We start from the raw sequence: 23,233 nt of genomic DNA, 5'->3' as shown, positions 1-23,233 counted from the left end.
CATTTGTTGCCACTCACAATAATCTGGTTAATAGTTAAAGTAATGTAAGTAACAGCAATTTATAGTTGACTCAGGAAAGATTAAAATCGTTAGTAGGGGAGACAAGATGGAAATAGGCGTACCAAAAGAAACCAAAGATCGAGAATTTCGTGTGGGATTGACTCCTAATAGCGTTAGCGTCTTGTCAAAAAAACATACGGTATTTGTCGAAACTGGTGCTGGTGTGGGTGCTGGCTTTAGCGATGAAGATTATTTACAGGCAGGGGCGAAAATTGTTGAAGATGCAGCCACAGCTTGGGATCGAGAGCTAGTAGTTAAAGTTAAGGAACCTCTTAAAGCAGAATATCAATATTTACAGCCCCAACAGCTATTATTTACTTATTTTCATCTAGCTGCCGATCGCACTTTAACCAAAGCTTTAATTGAGTCGGGAACCACTGCGATCGCCTATGAAACTGTAGAATTACCAGACGGTAAACTCCCCCTACTTACACCGATGAGCATTATTGCAGGTCGCTTATCGGTACAATTTGGCGCGAGATATTTAGAAAAACAGCAGGGAGGCAGAGGAGTATTACTCGGTGGCGTGCCTGGAGTCAGTCCTGGTAAAGTAGTAATTTTAGGTGGTGGCATCGTCGGTACAGAAGCGGCAAAAATTGCTGTCGGGATGGGTGCGAGGGTGCAAATTATCGATATTAACGTCGATCGCCTGTCTTATTTAGAAACTCTATTTGGTTCGCGGGTAGAATTACTCTACAGTAGTGCGCCACAAATTGAAGCTGTAGTTCCCGATGCCGACTTACTGATCGGTGCGGTATTGGTAGTAGGTAGAAAAGCACCCGTGTTGGTTTCTCATGACTTAGTCGGTCAAATGCGTCCTGGTTCGGTAATTGTGGATGTAGCAGTAGATCAGGGAGGCTGTATCGAAACTCTGCGTCCCACATCCCATACCACTCCTACCTATGTCGAAGAAGGAGTAGTACACTTTGGCGTACCAAATATGCCTGGTGCAGTTCCCTGGACGGCTACACAAGCTTTAAATAATAGCACTTTGCCCTATGCAATTAAACTAGCCGACTTGGGTTTGAAAGCTTTAGAAACCGATGCCAATTTAGCCAAAGGTTTAAACATCAAAGGCGGTCAGATCGTTCACCCCGCAGTTCAACAGGTATTTTCCGATCTGTAGTAAATTATTGCTACAAATACAACTTTAATTTTGTGAAATTACTTTATTAATGTAGTAGGTATCATTAATGAAGTATTTTTTTATGACTAAAAATTTAACAAATTCTTATCGCGATCGCCAAAACATTATAAATAATAGTTATCTTCTCAAAAAAGTAGAAGATCATTTTAATCTTCATAGTATGAAATTTCCAGACAAATTTGTTTTTGAGGGCAATTTGGTTTTTACTAAGCAACAGCTATAGATTTTATTTGATGTGAGTGAAAACATTCTCGATAAATATTTAGCAACTCATAGCGAAGAATTAAAAGCTAGCGGTTATGGTTCTTCAGTTATAAATATGCCAAATAATTAGTTGATAACCCAAAAAACAGGAATCTAACCAAGAACATATCGAGGTAAAACCTTGGTTATATATGGGTTGTAATCACAATAACTTATCACATAAACTTGCTTTAGTCATAGTTAGTTAAGTTGATAGGTACACAAAATGGCATCCTCATCAAAAACCAAGCTGTTAGATGACATTAAGACGGTAGCTAAAAATAATGATGTCTCGACCGAAGAAATAGAAACAATGCTTAAAGATAAAGCCCAAGAACTAAAACAAGAGAAACCATCAAAGTTAAAAAGATTAGGAATTGACGAAATAGCCTTAGTGAAGGGACAGGGCAATTATTGTGCGGTATTAGTAGATTTAGAGAAAAGCAAGGTAGTCGATATTTTATCAGAGCGAAGTCAAGAAAAAATTATGTCCGTTCTAACTTCGTGGGGAACAGAAGTACTTCAGTTAATTGAATATGTGAGCATAGACTTATGGAAGCCTTACAAAAGTTTGGTTAGAAAGTTAATGCCGAATGCCGAAATAGTAGCAGACAGATTTCAGGTAATGAAACAAGTCAATGAGGAGTTAGATGAGCAAAGAAAAGCTCAAAAACGAGAAGTAAAAAAAGAGAAATCTAAGGAAAAGAAGCAGAAAATCTTATCGGGACTAAGCAAAAGCAAATATGCGCTGCTCAGAAATGAAGATAATTTAAATGAGAGACAACAAGAGAAATTAAACGAAGTTAAAATAGTTTGTCCGACATTGGGAAAAATGCACGAGTTAAAAGAAAAATTTAGAGATATTTTGCAACAAAAGCAAGATAGTTTAACAGGATTACTAAAAATTAGCGATTGGTTAAAAGAAGCCCAAGAATATTATCCAAAAGCTCAAAAGACAATTACCAGATGGATAGGAGAAATAATTGCTTACTTTGACCAGAGAATAACTAATGGAGTCGTGGAAGGAATTAACAATAAATTAAAGCTCATAAAACGAGCGGCATACGGATTTAGAAATTTTAGTAACTTTCGTGATAGAGTTTTGTTAACTTGGCATTTCAACTGTTAGTTAAGCATACTATTTACTGAAGAACCGAAAAAGGTATAGCAGAAGAAATGGAGTTAAGGTCAAAACAAAAAGAAAGAAAATTGTCTCTTCAAGAACTAGATGAGATTGTATCTAATTTAGAAAATAATCCGAATTTTGTGCCATTTATCGAAGAAGCTAGAATTAAAATGGCTAATAGCAAGCTGCCTTTTGAAGAGGCTTTGCATAAAAAAATAGAAGCTAATTTTAAAACTGCCTCAGAAGCAGACTTCGAGCAATTTCTAAACGAAAAAAGCCAATCCTTAAAAGAAAAATTATCAAATCCAGAAATCTTTGCTGTCTTTCAACGGCTTAAGAATTGCTAAACTGTACAAATGAGGATTTTGTATTTTAATAGTTGGCACGCTGTTGAATTGCATGACTGGATTATCGATAATTCTGGTGGTGTTCGTGGAATAAACAATCTCGATTGCTTGGAAAATTTACTTCAGCAAATTCAAAATGATGATAAGTATGCTAAATTTCATCATAAGCTAACTCATTTAGTATTTGCGATCGCTAAATTAAAAGTATTTGCCGACACAAATAAACGTTTGAGTATTGCTTTAGGTTGCTATTTTATGGAACTCAATGGATATGACTATGCAGTTCAAAAATTCGCTACAGAAATGGAAAACATCGCTGTTTGGCTTGCAGCAGGAAAAATAAAGAAAGAATTATTAGAAGAAATTACTGAATCGCTGATTTATGAAGAAGAATACAGCGAAGAACTTAAATTAAAGCTCACTATAGCGATCGCTTGATAATAAATTATCTGCTTAGATCGATTATTTTTTAAGATATACAGTAAATATAAAATCGAACCATCGATCCGTAAGTATACAACGCCTCTATTGCTCGCTTATAGCAAACGAACAATGAACAATGAACGATTATGACTGTTAATTGCTATATGATAATTGCTCATTGCTAACTGCTCATTGTCAATTGTCGAAGGGTTAGGCATTTTAGTTTTAACTTTTGCCTTTTGCTATACCTACCCAGATTTCCAGGTCAACATCTACCCAATTAACTGATGTCATCGAGTTGCTATATCGAGCAATATAAAAACAACGTTAAGTATCGATAATAATCAATGTCATCAGCAACTAATTCAAACACTAATCCTTTAATTGCTTTTTCGCAAAATTTAGCCGAGATCGTTGAAACTGTCGGTAATTCAGTTGTGGCAATCGGGGAACAGCGTTTTCCATGTAGCGGTATCTATTGGCGCGAAGGCATAATTGTTACTTCAGAGGAAAATATTAAACGAGAGAAAGTTAAAATTACGCTTCCTAACGGAGAAACTTCGCCCGTAACCTTATTAGGACGCGATCGCAGTACGGATGTAGCCGTATTCAAAACCGAGGCATCTTTACCCATTGCACCTATAGATAGTAACTGCGAACTCAAAGTCGGTCATCTAGCAATAGCTGTCGGTCGAGATCCCGAACGAGGTTCATTTGCCAGTCAGGGAGTAATTGCTACCGTAGGCGGTACGTGGCGCAGTAGCCTCGGTGGTAAAATCGATCGCTTTATTCGTTTAGACCTAAATTTTTACCCTGGTAGTGGCGGCAGTGCTTTGGTTAACGCCGCAGGAAAAGTTGTGGGTTTCAATACGACAGGACCGCGCCGCAGTGTGTTGACGATACCTGCCGTTACAGTAGAGCGCGTAATCGACCAGTTATTAGAGACGGGACATATTCGTCGCGGCTATTTAGGTTTAGCAATGCAGCCTGTTGGTTTACCCGACTCTCTGGTAGCCGAATTATCTTTAAATACCGATCGAGGATTGATGATTCTTAGTGTCGAATCTCTAGCCCCAGCAGAACAAGCTGGCATTTTACTGGGGGATATTTTGACCGAGATTGAAGATACTGCAATTAAAAACATAAGAGATATTCAGTCTTATTTAGAACCGCAAAATATTGGAAAAACGATAAAAATAAAGTTAATTCGTGCGGGTTCATTGCAGAATATATCTCTAACTATCGGCGATAGTGGTAAAGAAAGATGATTGTCAGGCAAATAGAGACTGAATTAGTAGCAATTGCTCGACAACTGAGAAGCTTAACCGTCGAGATCGCCAGTTATCGTAGCGGTGGTTCGGGAGTAATTTGGTCGAGAGAAGGTTTAATCGTAACTAATGCTCATGTGGTTTCGGGTTCAAAGATAGATATTAAATTAGAGGACGAACGAGTTATTAAAGGCTTAGTAATTGCTCTTGATAACAGGCGAGATTTAGCAGCAATTGAGATTCAAGATCGAAAACTACCTATCCCCACTATCGGCAATTCTCAACTGTTGCGATCGGGAGAAATAGTTTTGGCAATGGGTAATCCCTGGGGATTCAAAGGTGCTTTAACGGTAGGAATTATACATGCTACTAAATGGCAGAAAACTGATTCTACCCAAGTTCCTCGAAGGATGAAAACAAATTTAAATCCAAGTTATCCTACTCCTTTAATTGCTGCCGATCTTCAACTCGCTCCTGGTAATTCTGGAGGTATTTTAGCTAATGCTAAAGGCGAGATTATTGGGATTAATATGGCAGTTGCTAATGGTTTGGCATTGGCAATACCCAGCCAACAAGTTGAAGATTTTGTCAGATCGATCCCACGATGATTCGGATCGCAGTCTATAATTCTAACTCCCTCGTGCTAGCTGGTTTGGTTAGCATCCTCGATCGCCAACCCAATTTACAAATAATAGGTAGTTTTGTCGATGAAGCAAGCTTATTGTCTTTGAGCGATAGGGCTTTCGATTTACTACTACTAGAGCGAATGCCCGACAAAGATTTTTGGTGGCTGGAGCGATGGATGTTAGCGGTAGATTTCGAGGTAGTAGGTATTTTATTAACCGATTCTTTGACCGTTGAAGAATTGGGCGAATATCTCGATTTGGGTTTTAAAGCTTTTTTACCTCGTCTGACCAACGCCGATGAAATTATTGCCGCGATCGCCACTGTGAGGGCTGGTTTAATCGCGATCGCTCCAGAACTGGCATCTTTTGCCGAACATAATGTAGCAATTACTCCTCTACCAGCATTAGAAACTAATTTAACTTCTAGGGAAATGGAAGTATTGCAGTTATTAGGAACTGGTTTGGATAATAGAGCGATCGCCTCTGCTCTACAAATATCCAAACATACAGTTAAGTTTCACATCAGTTCGATTCTGTCTAAGCTCTGTGTCTCTAGTCGTACTGAAGCAGTTACATTAGGATTGCGACAGGGACTAATTAGGCTTTAACAATAATAATTCGATTGCTAGATTAAAAAGAAAAAATATCAAATCAAAAAAAAAGGTAGGCATCGCCCACCCTAGTTAGTTAGATATTTTGAGGTTTCAACTACAGAGTTACTTAACTAACTCTTTGACTTTTTTCATGATGCTTTCTGGATCGAGTCCCTGATAGGGGAACTGTTCCCAAAGTCCGCCGCAGCCTTCTTCGTGTGTACCGAGGTGAGCGAATTTAGGACTCAAGCCGCGTTCTAACAACCAGGAACCAAAGCGACTACCCAAACCAGTGCGACGATTGAAAGATTCTACGACTAAGACGAATGGAGAACGACCGACTTTAGCCAGCATATCTTCGTCAATAGCGTTAAGGGTGGGTTTGTTAATCAAACCAACTTCAATACCTTGTTGTTGGAGGCGTTCTACTGCATCTAAAGCGCGGTAGAGAGCATCGCCGAAGCTAATTATATAACCAGCACTACCTTCGCGAATCACTTCATCTTTACCAGGGGTAAATTTATAGTCACCGCCAAACAGTTCGTTACCTTCTTTATCTAAAATCATTGGCACTTTAGAACGAGTAGAGAAGATAAAACGCAATCCAGGATCGCCAAAGACTTTTTCGACACAGGCTTTCATTTGATTGGCATCGGCAGGGAAATAAAGACGGGTTTCATAGGCATCATCCAAGCCATTATCGGCAAACATATTATTTAGCCCAAAGTGGCAGGKATTATCCGCCATGTCGTCAATGCCCGCATGGGAAAAATGACAGAGAACATCAGACTTGTTCAACCGCGCCATAGTAATTTCGGAAACGCACATTTCTAAGAAAGCACTAAAGGTAGCAAATACACCCTGTTTGCCTTCTTGCATCCCAAAACCAGCCGCAGCCGAGAAGTTACCGCGTTCCATAATCCCCGAACTGATAAAGATTTCGGGATAGGCATCGTGAATTTGTTTGAAACCGCAAGAACCTTCTAGATCGCTGTCGATGCACATTACTTTGGCTTTGCGTTCTTCGGCACTCATTTTACCGAGAATAGATACCATAGTATCGCCAAAGACATTACGATTGGAGCCGACATTTTCAGTTACACCCAAGAATTGATAGTCGTTACTGGGTTTTTTGATGTTTTTGAGATAGTCGGCTGCTGCTTTTTGTCCTCGCTGTTCTAAATAGGCGATCGCTTTATCTACGGGAATGACATCGTGTCCGTGAGTCGAACCTTCAATTCCTTCAATTCCAGGACACATAGGACGCTTATTAATTAGAGCCACTGGTCCATCAGAAGTTACAGCTTCGCACATGCGACGATAGAGTTCGTTCAAATCTTCCCCTTCGCCTTCATTCACATCCAAACCATGACCTTGTAAAGTCTTGCCAGTGCTGAACCCAGGTAAATATTCCGAAGGATGTCCCGCAATAGTGACATCATTATCGTCAATAAATAGTTTGATATTGATATTTTTGGCTACTGCTAACCGTGCGGCTTCGGCATCGTTTCCTTCTTGTTGGGAACCATCAGAACCCAAACAAACAACTACTTTATCGGGATTAGCTAAGGCAACACCGTTAATAAAGGGCCACATGTGTCCCAATCTGCCAGAACTAAACTTAATTCCAGGTGTCAAACCTAGTTCGGGGTGTCCTGGTAATCTCGACTCGGCACCACGATAGTTTAATAAGTCTTCTTTGGGTAAATCGCCGTTTAGAACCGCCATCAAATACTGAGTAGCTACACGGTGTCCTGCTTCATCAAAAAAGATCGGCACGAATTTATCGGGTGCGCCGCGAAAAAAGGCATCGAGAATCATTACTTCGGGTACGGTATCGTAAGGTCCGCCAGTGTGACCGCCTACTCCTCTAGCCGCACCTGTAGCAGTAAAAAAAACAATAGTATCGCGACATAGTTGAATATTAGCTTTGAGAGTTTCGCGTTGTTCGTCGGTTAATTTGGGATTTGTAGGGTCTAATGCTAATGGTTTGTAGGCATCTAGATCGATGGGAAAACGAGTAGTTGTAGCTGTCATAGTTTATTTTTGTCTTTATTTTGAGTAAGAATCATAGATTGCTCCTTCTTATCTGGAGCAAACAAGCCGCAAGTGATAGAAGTATACCGAGACTATCGGTCGAGCAATATAAGATCGATATCTATACGCTGGAAAATTTTATTCTATTTAGTCGTGTAACCTACTTGATGGAGTAGCTAATTAAGTTCAAGTTTATCGGTTTTTTGGAATAAAAAAAAATAATTTCTTAATATTATCGCTGTACGGCTCTATATTTTGCGATCGCTACAATATTAGCGCGGGTCAAAATCTGCTGCATCAATAACTATATCTCTCGTTAGATTTAAAAAAAATATATTTTTTCTAACTTGTTTTTCAGTAGTATTTAATCTTTAAGCACCAGGCAAATTTACCTTAATCTAGTATTAAAGTTTTGTCGTGGTTAGTAGTCAGCAATACTATCAAATATAATTGGCAAACCTTTGCAAACGCAAGAAATTGCGTAGATTTATCAAATAACATTTTTTTACCAATTCGGTCAATATAACTACAGCTTAAAACAAAAATAGCTCGCAAAATTATATAATACAAAACCGTAATTTTCTGCTAAAAAACCAATTTTATAAACTGAATTTTTCAAATTCAGGCTCATCTGAAAGACACAAGAAAAACCAAAAACATTTGTAGGAGTGTCTCGTTATGACAGCAACAACTGACAAACTTACTGCTAACAAAAGCCGAAGCTACTTAAGTGACGAACGAGTTGAAAAAATTAATGCCTATTGGCGAGCCGCAAACTATCTTTCTGTCGGACAAATATATTTATACGATAATCCCCTACTCAAAGAGCCTCTAAAAATAGAACATATCAAACCTCGGCTACTCGGACATTGGGGAACGACACCAGGTTTGAACTTCATCTACGTTCACCTCAACCGCATCATCAAAGAACAGAGTTTGAACGTAATTTACATTACAGGTCCAGGTCACGGCGGTCCTGGGTTGGTAGCAAATACTTATTTAGAAGGAACCTACAGCGAATATTATCCCAATATTTCACAAGATGAATTAGGGATGAAAAAGCTCTTCAAACAGTTTTCCTTTCCTGGCGGTATACCCAGTCACGTTGCCCCAGAAACCCCAGGGAGCATCCATGAGGGAGGAGAGTTGGGCTACTCTATTGCTCATGCCTACGGTGCAGTATTTGATAATCCCGATTTAATTGCTGCTTGCGTAGTTGGCGATGGCGAAGCCGAAACGGGGGCATTAGCTACGGGCTGGCACTCGAATAAGTTTCTCAATCCTATTCGCGATGGTGCAGTGCTACCCATCTTGCATCTTAATGGTTATAAAATTGCCAATCCTACGGTTTTGGCTCGCATCAGTCATGAAGAGTTAGAAAGTTTATTTGTCGGTTATGGTTACAAACCTTACTTTGTAGAAGGGGACGACCCAATGACCATGCACCAGTTAATGGCAGAAACTATCGATAAAGTAGTTGCCGAAATCAAAAACATTCAACAAGAAGCACGTACTAACGGTATAGGCGATCGCCAGCAATGGCCTATGATTATTTTACGTTCTCCTAAAGGCTGGACTGGACCTAAAGAAGTCGATGGCAAAAAAACCGAGGGATTTTGGCGATCGCACCAAGTACCCCTATCTGGTTTGGCAAACAACCCCGACCATATCAAACAGCTAGAAGCTTGGATGAAGAGTTACAAACCAGAAGAACTCTTTGATGCAACGGGAAAATTAGTTTCCGAACTGGCAGAACTCGCCCCCAAAGGACAGCTACGTATGGGAGACAATCCTCATGCAAACGGAGGCATTTTACTTAAAGATTTAATTATGCCCGACTTTCGCGATTATGCCGTAGAAGTCGCCAAGCCAGCTACCGAAACCGCCGAAGCAACCAGAATTATGGGCAGTTTGCTACGGGATGTAATCAAAGCCAACCCCCATAACTTCCGTCTGGTAGGACCCGATGAAACCGCATCCAACCGTTGGAGCAACGTTTGGGACACTACAGCCCGTACTTGGATGACTAAAATACTGCCCGAAGACGAACATTTAGCTACTGATGGTCGCGTAATGGAAGTTTTGAGCGAACATACCTGTCAGGGATGGTTGGAAGGTTATTTACTTACGGGTCGTCACGGGTTCTTTTCTTGCTACGAGGCTTTTATTCACATCATCGATTCGATGTTCAACCAACACGCCAAATGGTTGAAAACTACCAAAAAGGAAATCCCCTGGCGCAGACCGATTGCTTCACTCAACTATTTACTTACTTCTCACGTTTGGCGACAGGATCACAATGGTTTTTCTCACCAAGATCCTGGTTTTATCGACCACGTAATCAACAAAAAAGCCGACGTAATTCGGGTCTATTTGCCACCCGATGCCAATACTCTATTATCCGTTACCGACCACTGTTTGCGGAGTCGAAACTACGTAAACGTCATTGTGGCAGGTAAACAACCAGAACTCCAGTATTTAGATATGGATACTGCCATCAAGCACTGTACCATCGGTGCGGGTATTTGGGAATGGGCGAGTAACGATCGCGGTTCCGAACCAGATATTGTCATGGCTTGTGCTGGAGACGTACCGACTTTAGAAACTCTGGCAGCTACTGATTTACTGCGTCAGTATTTTCCCGAATTAAAAATCAGAGTAGTTAATGTAGTAGATTTAATGACTCTCCAGCCTGAAAGCGAACATCCTCACGGCTTATCGGATAATGATTTTGACGACCTGTTTACTATGGATAAACCGATTATCTTTGCCTATCATGGCTATCCCTGGCTAATTCACCGCTTGACCTATCGGCGCACCAATCATAAAAATCTGCACGTGCGCGGTTACAAAGAAGAGGGAACCACTACTACACCCTTTGATATGGTGGTGCGGAACGAACTCGATCGCTTTCATTTAGTTCTCGATGCGATCGAACGACTGCCGCAAATGGGAGATAACGCTGCCTATGTCAAGCAGGAGATGCGTCATAAACTGATCGAACATCATCAGTACGTTACCACCTATGGTAAAGATCTTCCAGAAGTGAATGACTGGACGTGGTCGCATTAAAGCTGTGACTGAGTTTGAAGAAAGAAGGAGAATTTTGTCGCCAAGAAAAACTTCTTTCTTCTTCCTTCCTACTTTTCAAGTTTAGAGCCAGGCGATCGCTTTTAAATTTTATTTCACAAACTAAGTTTTTTCGAGAAAACTTAGCAAAATGTGATTCAATATACAATAGTCAGTAACTGAAAATACCTTGTATTAGTTGGCTGCTAACACAAGGTACAAATTTACGACTCAAAGTAAAATTTAAATCTATTATTTCAATTTTTTTGGCTCAGAGGTATTGCTATCTAGCATTACCTCTATTTAAGGCATATATTAAACTACCGATTTAATATGTTGAAGTGTTGACTTCAATTTTTTACGTTACTTTACAATCGTGACGATCTACATTTGGTTAAAGCAGCTAATTGTCAATTGAAGTAAAAGGCGAGAAGTAATAAAATTTGACCATCAAACATATATAAAAACTATTTGTTTCTAACTAAACACAGTTTGGTAAGCATAATATAAAGTTTGAATTTTAGCGATATCGTTTTATATTGTTAATCAATTGATTTGGAACTGTTAATTGAGGCGCAGGCGATTTCCTAATATAGTTTCTTAGCTCGTTCTTAGCAACATCAGTTTCAACAAAATTATGCAGTTAATACTTTGGTTTGCGGTACTTATAGCCTCGGTATGGGCAGCAGATTGGGGTTCCGACCAATTAGCCGAACCGCTGAGTAAACTTCGCAAACAGAAAGGATTAAGCGAAGCAGCAGGCGCGGCTTTTGTGGCTTTAGCTACTGCAAGTCCCGAAATCGGCACCAATACCGCTAGCGCAATTCGGGGACTATCAGATATTGGTTTGGGTAATTTATTAGGAAGTAATATTATTTCGGTTCCCATTATCGTTACCGTAGCTTACTTAGCCTCCAAGACCGATTCGACACAAAACACCAAACCAGAAGAACCCACGTTACAAGTAAAACGAGAAGCTCTTACCGTTCAAGCAATACCCTATGTAGCAATTGTTGTCTTAGCTGCCATATTGACCTTGCCTTCTCCCTGGCGTGGTTTGCAACCAATCGATGGTTGGATTATGTTTGCCGTCTATTTTATCTATTTAGCACAGGCGATTTTTCGCAAGCGTCAGACTGAAGAAAATGTAAATTGGAACCAAAGCGAAATTTTAGCGGCGGTTGCTGGGGTTTTGGCTTTGGCACTAGGAGCTTATCTTATCGTTACTGCTACCGAACAAATTGTTTCGATACTCGGTATTTCTGAGTTAATTGGCGGTTTGTTTATTACTTCTTCTCTCAGTATTGCCCCCGAAGCTTTTGCCACCTGGAACGTTGCCAGAAGCGGACAAGTTACTGCTGCTACTACTAGCGTTATTGCCGACAACACTGCCACCATGACTTTAGCTTTATTTCCGCTGGCATTGGTAGGTACTGCGGTTAAAGATGTGCGCTTATTTGCGGTTAATTTTTTGTTTGTGGCACTGTTTGCCATAGTTTATGCTGCCGTTATTAAGTGGGGCAAAAAACCTAACAGCTTTGAACTTTGGGAAGTGTTAGCTTTAGTTGCGATTTATTTGGTTTATTTGGCAGTAATGATTTTTGTAGTGCTTTGATTTTGGTACGGTAAATAAAGCCACCTCTATAACTTGCGTATTATTAATTGAAAAGTTGTCGGGCTGTGATAAATTACCTGCCAAAGATTTTTGGTAGTAGACAGAAACTTATCTATCCCCTGGGTAGGATTGAGTTGCGGATAGGCATGAGATACCCAGCCGTAATCGTTAAAAACTAGTATTCCTCCCGATTTGAGTAGCTTCCAAACCAAAATTGCATTTCTTTCTAAGCGGTCTGCCAGTTTGTGTCGGTCGTAAAGATTAATTATATCGAAGCTATCGGACGACAAAGCTGTTAGCTGTGAAGATAAATTTCCTTCTAGTATAGTTACTTTAGCTTCCGAGCCAGTCTTAGCAAGATTTTCTCTTAAGTGGCGATTGCTTTTTTCCTCAACACAGGTCAGACGTGCTTGGGGATGGACGAGGAGTTTATCTAACAGCCAGCAGGCAGACATTCCCTGGTAGCTACCCACTTCCAGCATATCGATCCCGTTTTTATCTGCTACCAGCGGCTGAAGTTGCTCCGTCCAAATTGGAATTTGCTCGCTAAAAACATCGTGAGTGAAATAATAATTGTGGGTAACGCACTCTTGCCATCCTCTACCCTGGCAAGCTTTTTGAAAACTTTGGGCGGCTGCGGCATTTTTACCTTTTGCTTTTAAAGCACTACCTAAAAACGAATAAGCCCAGGGATATTCTTCTACTATATTAATAATCGCATTACAAGTAGCAATCGCTTCGTCCCAGCGTTGCAGAGATAGATAAGTTTTGACTAAATCGTAATAAGCTTTAGAAAATTCTGGATCGCATTCGATGGTTTTTTGAAAACAGTCAATCGCCTCGGTAACACATTGCTGGTGTAAATAGAGTCTTCCTAACTGATGTTGCGCCAGAGCTTGAGATGAATCTGCTGCTAGAATTTGCTGATAACAAGACTTTGCCCGTTCCAACTGTTGTTGACGGCAATAAATCGCTCCCAGTTCGTAACTCACCCGAATGTATAGCTTGTCGTCCGATAACGCTTGCTGATAACAGGCAATTGCTTTTTCTAAATCTTTTTGTTCTTGAAATGCTTTACCTAGTTTATAGTAGCCGCTGGGATTGACAAAATCTGGTTTAATTTTAGTAGCTCGATACCACGCTAAAATTTCTGCTTTTTCTTTGCCTAACTTACCATAGAGTTGAGCTAGGTTGACTACACTTCGTAGTGAATCGGGCTGATATTTTAAGGCATTTTCAAAAGATTTCAGGGCAGCAGCATGGTTTTCAGTCGCTAAGTAAAGCTGTCCTAATTCGCCATAAGCCTCTGCTAAATCGAGTCGTTCTTCTGAAGCTAGAGAATGACAAGATACAGCAACATCAAACTGTCCCACGCCCTGAAGAATATTGCCCAAATTTTTAAAGGCAGTTTGCCAAACTTCGGGACGATCGCGATCGGTTTCTATAGCCTTTTCGCACTCTAATATTGCTCGATCTAAATAGCTGTAATCCACAAATTATTTGTCGCTCAAAAATAAATCATTAGGTATAAAAAGCAGCGATCGCCGAGTTGAAAATATTATTTGACTATCGCCGTTAAGTGCTATATAGTTACTACTAAACTTTTTGTAGCACCTAATTACAATATAATTTAGGATTTTGTTTTTGTCGAAAAACATAACTATTGCCAACTACTCCTGTAGTTTAGCCAGGTTTAAAACCAGTTCTAAAGAATTAAGCTCGACGAAAATATCTTCGGTTGCTGAAGTTTGATACATGAGTTGGCGTAGGTATTGACAATCGAAGCGATCGCCAACCAGATAATAATGCTGCAATTTTAAATGACTAGAAATGCTCCAGTAGTCGGGGCTAACGTAGTGAGGTGTAAAAAGTTCGATAACTGTAGTTTGGGGTTGGCAAAAAGCCAGATTAACCAGCACCGAACTATGAGGCGCGACAATAGTTTGAGCCTGGGCAAATATGGCTGCTTGTTCTACAACTGATAATTCTTCTAGCCAAACGGTTTGAAACCCGTGTTTAGTTAATAGCTCGATAACTTCAGCCTGATTAATTACTTGTCTATCGGTAGCAGGCAAACCTGGGACATAAATTCGCTTACCGTATTTAGGTTCTGAGAGGTTGTCATCGCTCAAAAAAGCTTGCCGCAAAAATTTAACCGTGGCTGACGATATCCAGCCTGACTCTTCTACAGCAGAAGGCACGATTAATTTGGTAGCAGCAATATGGGAATAGCGATCGCTAGATAGAATTTTGGTTGGCGGAATTTTTAATAATTCTAAAGTTTCTTTTTGAAAAGAGCGATTGATGTTATTAACTACAAACCAATCGATCGCATCTAAATCGATGCCGCTAAGGCGAATTGCTTCGATTTTAGGAATTACATCCAATAGCCAACGCTCGTAAGAGTGTCCTGCTATTGTCGATAGAACAGCAACCTTGCCCCTGATTTCTGCAACTGGCGGCAGTTTTTCAACGTGAAACAACGGATGGCTTTCTGCGATACTGCCACGCTGAGATGCCGATAACTTCCAAGGATAACTAAAGGACAAATCTGCAAGCAAATAACCATCGGGAGTAATAATCGCTCTAGCATCACAAAATTGCCAGGAACTTTTTTGCGGTGCGATCCAAACTCTACCTTTAAGAATAGTAACTACAAAAGGCACCGTCGTCGCTACGGGCAGAGAATCAGGAAAACAACATTTATAGACATTTTTCCCTAGCTGTTTGGGAGTAAAATAGGCAATTGTTTCGTGGCGATCGCCAGCTATGTTTTGTGCCTGGCTTAAAGAACTTGTACCTGTTACCGAAACTAATTCTGGCGGTCTTTTTTTAGTTATTTGAGGCTGAGAATAGCTTTCTTGCCAAGCAATTGTAGTGTAGACAAAATTATTAAATTGACAGTCTCTAGCCCAGTCTTGGGTAAGAGTATAGACTCTTTGCGGCAATCGCGGCGCATTTTTATCTACGGGAAATAACTCCAGGGGACTATTACTGCGGATAATTTCGCTCAAGCGAACTTTTAGCTGGCGGCAATCGCCATCGACCAGCAAACCCAGGCGATAAATTGCTATGGCAGCATCAAATCGTCGCTGTTTTGCCAAACAGTTTCCCAGGCGCAAATATACTTCTGGTTCGTCAGTTTTTATTTCTAGAGCCTGTTGAAAATAAAACTTGGCTCGCTCGAACTCTCCACGCTCGAACCAAATCTCTCCCCAACAACAACAAGTTTGCCAGAGATAGTGATAGATTTCCGAATAATTTAATTTCTGTTCTAAAACGTTGAGAAAGCGAGCGCAGGAAGATTTTGCCATTTCTAGTAGGGTCTGAGGTTGAATGGCTATACCTTGGCGTATATAAGCAGCGATAAAATTAGGCTGAAGAGAGATGATGCGTTGCCAACACTCAATAGCTTCAGCAAGTCGTCCGACTCGCTGTAAAACCTCGGCACAACGGCTATATGCCACAAGGTTGTGGGGTTCTAGTTCTATTACCTTACGAAAACAAGCAATGGCGGCAGTATAATCTCCGCGCCGCTGCCACAGCTTGCCCAGATCTTGATAAGCCACAGCCATCTGAGGATCGATAGCAATTGCATACTCAAAACTGGCTAGAGAGAGTTCTGGCTGTCCGTCTAGCCAGTAAACTCGTCCGAGAGCGCAGTGTAAGCTAGCCTGAGTGGGGTCGAGTTCCAATCCCCCTCGTAAGGCGGCAATAGCATCGCTATATTTTTGTAGTTTCGAGAAAATATTACCCAGCTTAGTATAGGTATCTATTCGCTCTGGCTGAAGCGCGATCGCCTGTTGATAGCTGGCTACTGCTGCTTCTAAATTATGTTGCCGCTCGTAAATCGCTCCCAAATTAAAATATGCTGCTGCATTTGGCTCGCTTTCCAAAGTTTTTTGATAGGCAGCGATCGCCAGATCCCAGCTTTCTTGCCGCTGGAAAATTACGGCAAGATTAAACTGTACTTGTGTCCAGTCGGGTTTGAGATTTAATGCTTGCTGATAGTGTCGCACTGCCTCATCCAGCCGATCTTTTTTGCCATATAACAAACCTAGTTGGGCATAGACTTCGGGTTGCTCGAATTCGCTATTAAGCTTGCTCAAAACGTCTGCCGAAGCTTTATTCGACAGATTTTTGAGTAGTTTTTGATAGGTGGCAATTGCTGCATCTACTTTTCCCAGACGCACATAAGCTTTAGCTAAAAAAGGATAGATGCCGGCTGCTAATTCTTGTCTTTCGGCGGCTGATTCACAAGCAGTAGCGATCGCTCCCCATTCTTCCCTGGCAAAGTAAGACCTGATTTTTTCGCTAAAAGATTCGTCTTGCATCTTCATAAGTCAACGCCATCGGGAATGAGTTTTACCAAAGCAGGTTATAATATATTGTAATACTTGGTTTTAGAACGTAAAGCATCATCCCTTACTAAGCATGATTTGTTAGTAAGCCCAGATTCTAAATCTTTAGGATATAAAAGAAATTTACGGTAGGCAAAATAGAACAAACTTTATAGAGCTAATATGGGATTTGCTAATGTAAAACCGCTCGTTAGTGTAATTATTCCCGTCGAGCGTGGCGATCGCTACATCGAACGGGCTGTGACTAGCGTTTTACAACAAAAAAACTGTAACTATGAAATTTTAGTCATCGATCGCGGCTCTAGCGATCGCACTTCAGAAATTTTAGCCACCTACAGCGAGCGACTGCGCTACTTTCGGCAGCAGCAGGGGTTAGCAGCAGCACTCAATCTGGGAATTACTCTGGCACAAGGAGATCTAATTACTTTTTTAGCTGCGGATGAATATTATTTACCTAATAAGTTAGTCTCTCAAGCGGCAATTTTCGTTCGCAGAAACAATATCGGTATGGTTGACAGCGGTTGGCAGACAATAGAAGCTGACGAACGAGAGCAGCTTACAGTCTGCCCCTGGCAGAGCATACCCAAGTTAGATTTAGAAGCCTGGCTGGCTCGTTCGGCGCTCGTTCCTGGCACGATGATGTTTCGTCATGAATGGCTAAAATATGTTGGTGGTTTTGACGAAAAGTTTCCTGGTGCCGAAGCTTGGAATTTGGTTCTCAAACTAGCTCTTAAAGGTTGCCAAGCGGAATGGTTAAAACAAGTTACGGTTGGCTGTCAGCACAAGTACCCGGCTATAGAGAACAGTTTACTGCAAGCTAATTCTGTAAATGCAGTTTTAGATGATTTTTTTACTCAGCCAGATTTGCCTCTTACAATTCGTTCGCTAAAAAACTCAGTGAGCTATCGAACTCTAGTTGAGCTTGCCTGGTATTTAGATTGCAGAGGGCAGCGAGTCGAAACAATGGCATATTTAAAAAGAGCCTGGAGTTATCGCTCTGCTTTAGCGACAGAAACTGTAGTTGACTGGATAGAAAGTTTTGCTCGACATTCTCGCGAACGAAAACTCGATTTTGACGTTAATTCACTAACTCTTGCTGCTGAGTGGCAACAGTTACTTAAATGGACGATGGAAATTACTGACAAAAGTGGTTCCAATTAAGTTATGCTCCAACAATAAACATTAGACATTAGTTGCTGTCTTCAATTATGACCGTCGCTCGTACTATTTGTTTGGGTTTTCTGGCTCTAATCACCCTTGGCTCTTTGCTGTTGTTCTTACCTATTGCGACTGCTGATGGCACCTGGAATAATCCGATCGTGGCATTATTTACCTCTACCTCTGCCGTATGCGTCACTGGTTTGGCAGTAGTCGATACTGGTGAATATTTTTCTTTCTGGGGACAGTTATTTATTTTGCTGCTCATCCAAGTAGGTGGTTTGGGCTATATGATGACTACCACTTTTTTAATCTTGCTATTAGGTAGAAAGTTTGACCTCAGACAAAAATTTGCCATTCAAGAATCCTTCGATCGCCCTTTTTTGCAAGGGAGCACTAATTTGGTGCGATCGATTATCGCCACGACAGCAATTTTTGAAATCACGGGAATTTTTTTATTGCTACGAACTTTTGTTGTCGAGTATGGTTGGTCTGATGGGTTATGGCTCTCAATTTTTCACAGCATTAGTGCCTGGAATAACGCTGGTTTTAGCCTGTTTTCCGATAGCTTGGTTGGGTATCAAGATTCTTGGGCAATAAACTTAATTATTTCGAGTTTGGTTATTTTTGGCGGTATTGGCTATCAGGTAATTGTCGAAATGTATTTGTGGTTTCTCAACTTTGCCCAGAGAAAACGCAAAAGATTTTGCTTTTCGCTGAATTTTAAAGTAGTCACCAGTACGACGATACTTTTGTTAATTGTAGGAACTATTGCCTTTTTCTTTACCGAACTACAAAATCCCGATACTCTGCAAACCCTTCCTTTTAAAGCCAAATTTCTATCCGCCTGGTTTCAATCTATGACCACTAGAACGGCTGGGTTTAACACCATCGATCTCGGTGAAATGACTGCGGCAGGTCTGTTTATTACTATGGGTTTAATGTTTATTGGTGCCAGTCCTAGCGGTACTGGAGGTGGGATTAAAACTACTACCTTTCGTATTCTTTATGACTCTACCAGATCGGTGCTGCGGGGAAAAAATCAGGTAGTTATATATCAAAGAGAAGTTCCTAGTACCTTAATTTTAAAAGCGATCGCCGTAGTTTTTGGTTCTGCTGCCACAATAGTCGTAGCAACTATTTTAATTTCCTGGTTCGATGCCGGCTTTTACTTTATTCAAATTTTGTTTGAGGTGATTTCGGCATTTGCTACGGTAGGTCTATCTGTAGGAATAACCGCTGATATATCTACTCTCTCCAAATTAATTTTAGTTTTTGTTATGTATGCAGGAAGAGTTAGCATTTTGATTTTTATCGCTGCTATTATTGGCGACTCTCGTCCCAGTACCGTTCAGTATCCCGAAGAAAATCTGCTAGTTGGATAGCTAAGTTTTTACTTACCAGAAAAGTTCGCTAATCGAGATCGCACTTAGATTAAAATGCCAATAGCGACAATTATTTTAGGTAATAATTAGATTGAGATCTCTAAATTTTTTGACCAATCCCTCGCGCCAAAATCGCCAATTTGCCGTAATCGGCTTGGGTCGTTTTGGTCGAGCAGTATGCCAGACTCTACATGAAATGGGTTGTGAAGTTTTAGGCACTGATATAGATGAAAAATTAGTCACTCAGGTATTGACCCAGAGAATTGCTTCTCATGCGATTCAGCTTGACTCTACCGAACCAGAATCTTTAAAGGAGGCTGGTATCTTTGAAATGGATACGGTAATTGTGGCGATTGGTAATTATTTACAAGAAAGTATTATTACTACTCTTAATGTTAAAGAAGCAGGTGTAGAACACGTTATTGCCAAAGCTTCTTCAGAAATTCACGGCAAAGTCTTACAAAGAGTCGGGGCAGACCGCGTAGTTTTCCCCGAACGGGAAGCTGGTTGTTCTCTAGCCAGAACTTTAAACCAACCCGCACTCTTGGAACGATTTGAATTAGATCCCGAAAATAGTATTGTGGAAATTTTAGTTCCAGAAACTTTTCACGATAAAACTATCGCTCAATTAGAATTAAGGCGACGCTACGGAATTAGTATTTTGGCTATTGGAGACGGAGATAAGTTTGTTACCAATCCCAACCCCCAAGAGAGGCTAAAGAAAGGCTCGATTATGGTAGTGATTGGGAGTAATCGCAATATTCAGCGTTTGCCAATATAGGGGTAAGATACTGCATTGCCCGTACATTATCAATTTCTTCTATTAGCAAACCAGGCTTGTAATTGTTGGCGGCATTCCGATTCTCTGATACCAGCAATTACCGACAAACGATGAAAAGAACAGGCACTATCGGGAAGATTTGTGACGGTGCGAATTGCGCCAGTTTTGGGATCGCTCGCGCCATATACTAGTAAACTCAGTCTAGCTTGAATAATTGCTCCAGCACACATGGGACAGGGTTCTAGAGTCACATAAAGAGTGCAATTTTTCAGATAGTAGTTTTGTTTTACTTTACAAGCCTCACGAATGGCTAAAATTTCTGCGTGTGCTGTCGGATCGCCATCGCGTTGTTTGCGATTGGCGGACTCGGTCAATAGGTTTCCTCGTTCATCTACAATTATTGCCCCGACAGGAATTTCTCCAGCTTTACCTGCCTCATTTGCCAGAGCGATCGCTTGTTTCATCCATTGACGATGAAGCAGATAAGCATCGTAGTTTAAATAAGAGAGCGATTGCCTCGAATTCATAAGAATCTATAGAATTACCGACTCGATCGCCACAAAAAACTATTAAGCTGAGTGTAACGCAAACTACATAGTTAAGTTTATACGGCGATCGCACCATGAAATCAGAAGAAATAGCCCCGATTCTGAACCAGCAGTTTCCCGAGGCTACAGTCAAACATGAAAGCAAAGATACCTGGCAAGTAGATCTAGATCGCTTGCATTTATTAGTGGTTTTATCTGAAGATGGTTCCTGGCTGCGAATGTTAGTTCCTATCGCTTCTGCTGCCGAAGCACAGTCTTTGCTAACTCAACTCTTGAGCGATAATTTCGATACGACCCAACAGGTTCGCTATGCCCTGGCTCAAGGGGTACTATGGGGAGTATTTCACCATCGTCTGGCTAGTTTGACCGATGAAGATTTTGTTAGTGCGATCGCTATTTTAGTATCTCTACTCGAAAAAGGTTTGTCCGAACCTTTCAGTCAGGTAATCGAACAGCGCATCCGTCAGATTATCAAAGCTGCCAAGCAGCAAGGACAGAGTTTAGAAGCTACCTATCAAACTCTGGATAGATTTTATCAAGAAGGAATGCTTGGCGGTGTAGACCAAGATCCCCAGCAAAGAAAACAGTTTCTAGCCGCCTGGAAATATCAGTTGGAAAGGTTGTGGTCGGAAGTAGAAGTTTAACCAGAAAGCTATTAGCTTTAAACGAGGACGTTATTTTATGGATATTGTGGAAACTTTAAAGCAAGATTATCAAAGATTTCCCGAAAATCAAACCTATAGTATTTATGCCGATGACGTTTATTTTAAAGATCCCCTAAATGAATTTCGGGGTCGCGATCGCTACAAAAAAATGATTGGTTTTATCGGTACTTTTTTTGGCAATGTGCAAATGGATGTCCATCATATTACCCGTAAGGACGAGATAGTTAAAGTGGAATGGACTTTAAACTTGACTTCTCCTTTACCCTGGAAACCCAGACTGGCAATTCCTGGTTGGACTGACTTAAAAATAAACTCATCAGAAAAAATTGTTTCTCATATAGACCGCTGGCACATTTCACCTTTTGATGTTTTGCTTCAGAATTTTGGCGTAAAAAAGGTACACAATGATAAGTAATGTAAATATACGATCTAAAGTAAATTTCAATGCGTGTAATTTTAATGACTGGAAAAGGAGGAGTTGGTAAAACCTCCGTAGCGGCTGCAACTGGTTTGCGGTGTGCCGAACTAGGCTATAAAACCTTAGTTTTAAGTACAGATCCCGCTCACTCACTAGCTGACAGTTTCGATGTTGAGTTGGGACACGATCCGCAACAGGTAAGACCCAACCTGTGGGGTGCCGAACTAGACGCACTGAGAGAATTAGAAGGTAACTGGGGTGCAGTCAAGCGTTATATTACTCAGGTTTTACAGGCTAGAGGTTTAGATGGAGTTCAAGCCGAAGAGTTGGCGATTTTACCTGGGATGGACGAAATTTTTGGCTTGGTAAGAATGAAACGCCACTACGACGAAGGGGATTATGAGATTTTAATTATCGATTCTGCACCAACAGGAACGGCTTTAAGATTGCTCAGTCTTCCCGAAGTTGGAGGCTGGTACATGAGACGTTTTTATAAACCCCTACAGGGAATGTCGGCGGCGTTAAGACCATTGTTCGAGCCGTTTTTTAAGCCGATTACGGGTTTTTCTTTACCTGATAATGAAGTGATGGATGCACCTTATGAGTTTTACGAACAGATCGAAGCTTTAGAAAAAGTTTTAACCGACAACAATCAAACCTCAGTACGTTTGGTAATGAACCCCGAACGTATGGTAATTAAAGAATCCCTTCGCGCTCATGCGTACCTTAGCTTATACAATGTCGCTACAGATTTAGTTATTGCCAATCGCATTCTTCCCGACGAAGTAAACGATCCATTTTTCCAGCGTTGGAAAGCCAATCAGAATACCTACAAACAAGAAATTTACGATAATTTTCATCCTTTGCCTGTAAAGGAGGCACCACTATTTACAGAAGAGATGTGCGGTTTAGAGGCTTTGGAAAAACTCAAAGAAACTCTCTATAAAGATGAAGATCCTACCAAAGTATATTATCAAGAAAATACGATAAAAATAATCCAAGAACAGGATAATTACAGCCTCCACCTTTATTTACCTGGTATTCCCAAAGAAAAAATTCAGTTAAACAAAACGGGAGACGAACTCAATATTAGAATTGGCAATCATCGCCGTAATTTGGTTTTACCCCAAGCATTAGCGGCACTTCAACCTTCTGGTGCCAAGATCGAGGAAGACTATTTAAAAATTAGCTTTAAAGATGCGGCATAAACTTCGGGTAAAAAGTAAATTTTATAGTTCGCATTTGCTTCAACATAAGCATAGCGGATAAGAAAATAGAGTTGCATCAGGGTTGGGTTTTGTTTCTTAACCTGAGAGCATCTCACTTTTGCAGTAAGTACAAATGCTTAAAGTAGAATAATGTC

The 23,233-nt window shown here is 40.7% G+C and carries 19 protein-coding genes; 15 read left to right on the top strand and 4 right to left on the bottom strand.

Features of this window, described 5'->3' with window-relative positions; genetic code table 11:
• Positions 1-106: 106 nt before the first annotated feature.
• The 7 genes from ald (at position 107) to KV40_RS16630 (ending at position 5,848) form a co-directional block, all read left to right on the top strand.
• Positions 107-1,186 (top strand): alanine dehydrogenase, encoded by a 1,080-nt coding sequence (ald, locus tag KV40_RS16660; RefSeq protein WP_036483754.1) that lies wholly within the window; start codon positions 107-109, stop codon positions 1,184-1,186.
• 490 nt (positions 1,187-1,676) lie between these two features.
• Positions 1,677-2,579, top strand: coding sequence for an ISL3 family transposase (locus KV40_RS16655; RefSeq protein WP_052055697.1), 903 nt, complete (start codon positions 1,677-1,679; stop codon positions 2,577-2,579).
• A gap of 80 nt (positions 2,580-2,659) precedes the next feature.
• Positions 2,660-2,923 carry a hypothetical protein gene (locus KV40_RS16650; RefSeq protein ID WP_156114056.1) on the top strand — a complete coding sequence of 88 codons (264 nt, stop codon included), beginning with the start codon at positions 2,660-2,662 and terminating at the stop codon, positions 2,921-2,923.
• A gap of 9 nt (positions 2,924-2,932) precedes the next feature.
• Positions 2,933-3,361, top strand: coding sequence for a Fic family protein (locus tag KV40_RS16645; protein WP_036483751.1), 429 nt, complete (start codon positions 2,933-2,935; stop codon positions 3,359-3,361).
• A gap of 332 nt (positions 3,362-3,693) precedes the next feature.
• Positions 3,694-4,614, top strand: a complete 921-nt coding sequence (locus tag KV40_RS16640; protein WP_036483749.1) for a S1C family serine protease — start codon at positions 3,694-3,696, stop codon at positions 4,612-4,614.
• On the top strand, positions 4,611-5,222 hold the full coding sequence (locus KV40_RS16635; RefSeq protein WP_036483747.1) for a S1C family serine protease: 612 nt from the start codon (positions 4,611-4,613) through the stop codon (positions 5,220-5,222). The genes KV40_RS16640 and KV40_RS16635 overlap by 4 nt, the downstream gene beginning before the upstream one ends.
• On the top strand, positions 5,219-5,848 hold the full coding sequence (locus tag KV40_RS16630) for a response regulator transcription factor (protein WP_036483744.1): 630 nt from the start codon (positions 5,219-5,221) through the stop codon (positions 5,846-5,848). The genes KV40_RS16635 and KV40_RS16630 overlap by 4 nt, the downstream gene beginning before the upstream one ends.
• Positions 5,849-5,956: 108 nt before the next feature.
• Here KV40_RS16630 and KV40_RS16625 read toward each other — a convergent pair whose 3' ends face one another.
• Positions 5,957-7,870: a transketolase C-terminal domain-containing protein gene (locus KV40_RS16625; protein ID WP_036483741.1), complete on the bottom strand. Its 1,914-nt coding sequence runs from the start codon at positions 7,868-7,870 to the stop codon at positions 5,957-5,959.
• A 678-nt stretch (positions 7,871-8,548) separates the two neighbouring features.
• Here KV40_RS16625 and KV40_RS16620 point away from each other — a divergent pair.
• Both KV40_RS16620 and KV40_RS16615 read left to right on the top strand, forming a co-directional pair.
• Positions 8,549-10,942: a phosphoketolase gene (locus tag KV40_RS16620; RefSeq protein ID WP_036483738.1), complete on the top strand. Its 2,394-nt coding sequence runs from the start codon at positions 8,549-8,551 to the stop codon at positions 10,940-10,942.
• 634 nt (positions 10,943-11,576) lie between these two features.
• A complete protein-coding gene (locus KV40_RS16615) occupies positions 11,577-12,554 on the top strand; it encodes a sodium:calcium antiporter (protein ID WP_036483736.1) in 978 nt (325 codons plus the stop codon).
• 26 nt (positions 12,555-12,580) lie between these two features.
• On the opposite strand, the gene KV40_RS16610 is transcribed toward KV40_RS16615, so the two are convergent.
• The gene (locus tag KV40_RS16610) at positions 12,581-14,047 is read right to left on the bottom strand and encodes a tetratricopeptide repeat protein (protein WP_036483734.1); all 1,467 of its coding nucleotides are present in this window, start codon (positions 14,045-14,047) and stop codon (positions 12,581-12,583) included.
• 177 nt (positions 14,048-14,224) lie between these two features.
• Positions 14,225-16,888, bottom strand: coding sequence for a tetratricopeptide repeat protein (locus KV40_RS16605; protein ID WP_036483731.1), 2,664 nt, complete (start codon positions 16,886-16,888; stop codon positions 14,225-14,227).
• A 189-nt stretch (positions 16,889-17,077) separates the two neighbouring features.
• Between KV40_RS16605 and KV40_RS16600 the strand changes: the two genes are divergently transcribed.
• The 3 genes from KV40_RS16600 (at position 17,078) to KV40_RS16590 (ending at position 20,239) form a co-directional block, all read left to right on the top strand.
• Positions 17,078-18,076 (top strand): glycosyltransferase, encoded by a 999-nt coding sequence (locus KV40_RS16600; RefSeq protein ID WP_036483728.1) that lies wholly within the window; start codon positions 17,078-17,080, stop codon positions 18,074-18,076.
• Between the two features lie 47 nt (positions 18,077-18,123).
• Positions 18,124-19,458, top strand: coding sequence for a TrkH family potassium uptake protein (locus tag KV40_RS16595; RefSeq protein ID WP_036483726.1), 1,335 nt, complete (start codon positions 18,124-18,126; stop codon positions 19,456-19,458).
• Between the two features lie 85 nt (positions 19,459-19,543).
• A complete protein-coding gene (locus tag KV40_RS16590; RefSeq protein WP_036483724.1) occupies positions 19,544-20,239 on the top strand; it encodes a TrkA family potassium uptake protein in 696 nt (231 codons plus the stop codon).
• Between the two features lie 29 nt (positions 20,240-20,268).
• On the opposite strand, the gene tadA is transcribed toward KV40_RS16590, so the two are convergent.
• Positions 20,269-20,766, bottom strand: a complete 498-nt coding sequence (gene tadA, locus KV40_RS16585; RefSeq protein WP_036483722.1) for a tRNA adenosine(34) deaminase TadA — start codon at positions 20,764-20,766, stop codon at positions 20,269-20,271.
• 95 nt (positions 20,767-20,861) lie between these two features.
• Between tadA and KV40_RS16580 the strand changes: the two genes are divergently transcribed.
• From KV40_RS16580 to KV40_RS16570, 3 genes are read left to right on the top strand one after another with little or no spacing between them, the layout of a single operon-like run.
• Positions 20,862-21,431: a hypothetical protein gene (locus tag KV40_RS16580; protein WP_036483721.1), complete on the top strand. Its 570-nt coding sequence runs from the start codon at positions 20,862-20,864 to the stop codon at positions 21,429-21,431.
• Positions 21,432-21,468: 37 nt separating this feature from the next.
• On the top strand, positions 21,469-21,867 hold the full coding sequence (locus tag KV40_RS16575) for a DUF2358 domain-containing protein (protein ID WP_036483720.1): 399 nt from the start codon (positions 21,469-21,471) through the stop codon (positions 21,865-21,867).
• A 29-nt stretch (positions 21,868-21,896) separates the two neighbouring features.
• A complete protein-coding gene (locus tag KV40_RS16570) occupies positions 21,897-23,078 on the top strand; it encodes a TRC40/GET3/ArsA family transport-energizing ATPase (RefSeq protein ID WP_036483718.1) in 1,182 nt (393 codons plus the stop codon).
• The last annotated feature ends 155 nt before the right edge of the window (positions 23,079-23,233 follow it).

Origin of the sequence: Myxosarcina sp. GI1 (genome assembly GCF_000756305.1) — a bacterium.
Lineage (GTDB): Bacteria > Cyanobacteriota > Cyanobacteriia > Cyanobacteriales > Xenococcaceae > Myxosarcina.
This window is presented reverse-complemented; position numbering and strand designations above follow the sequence as displayed.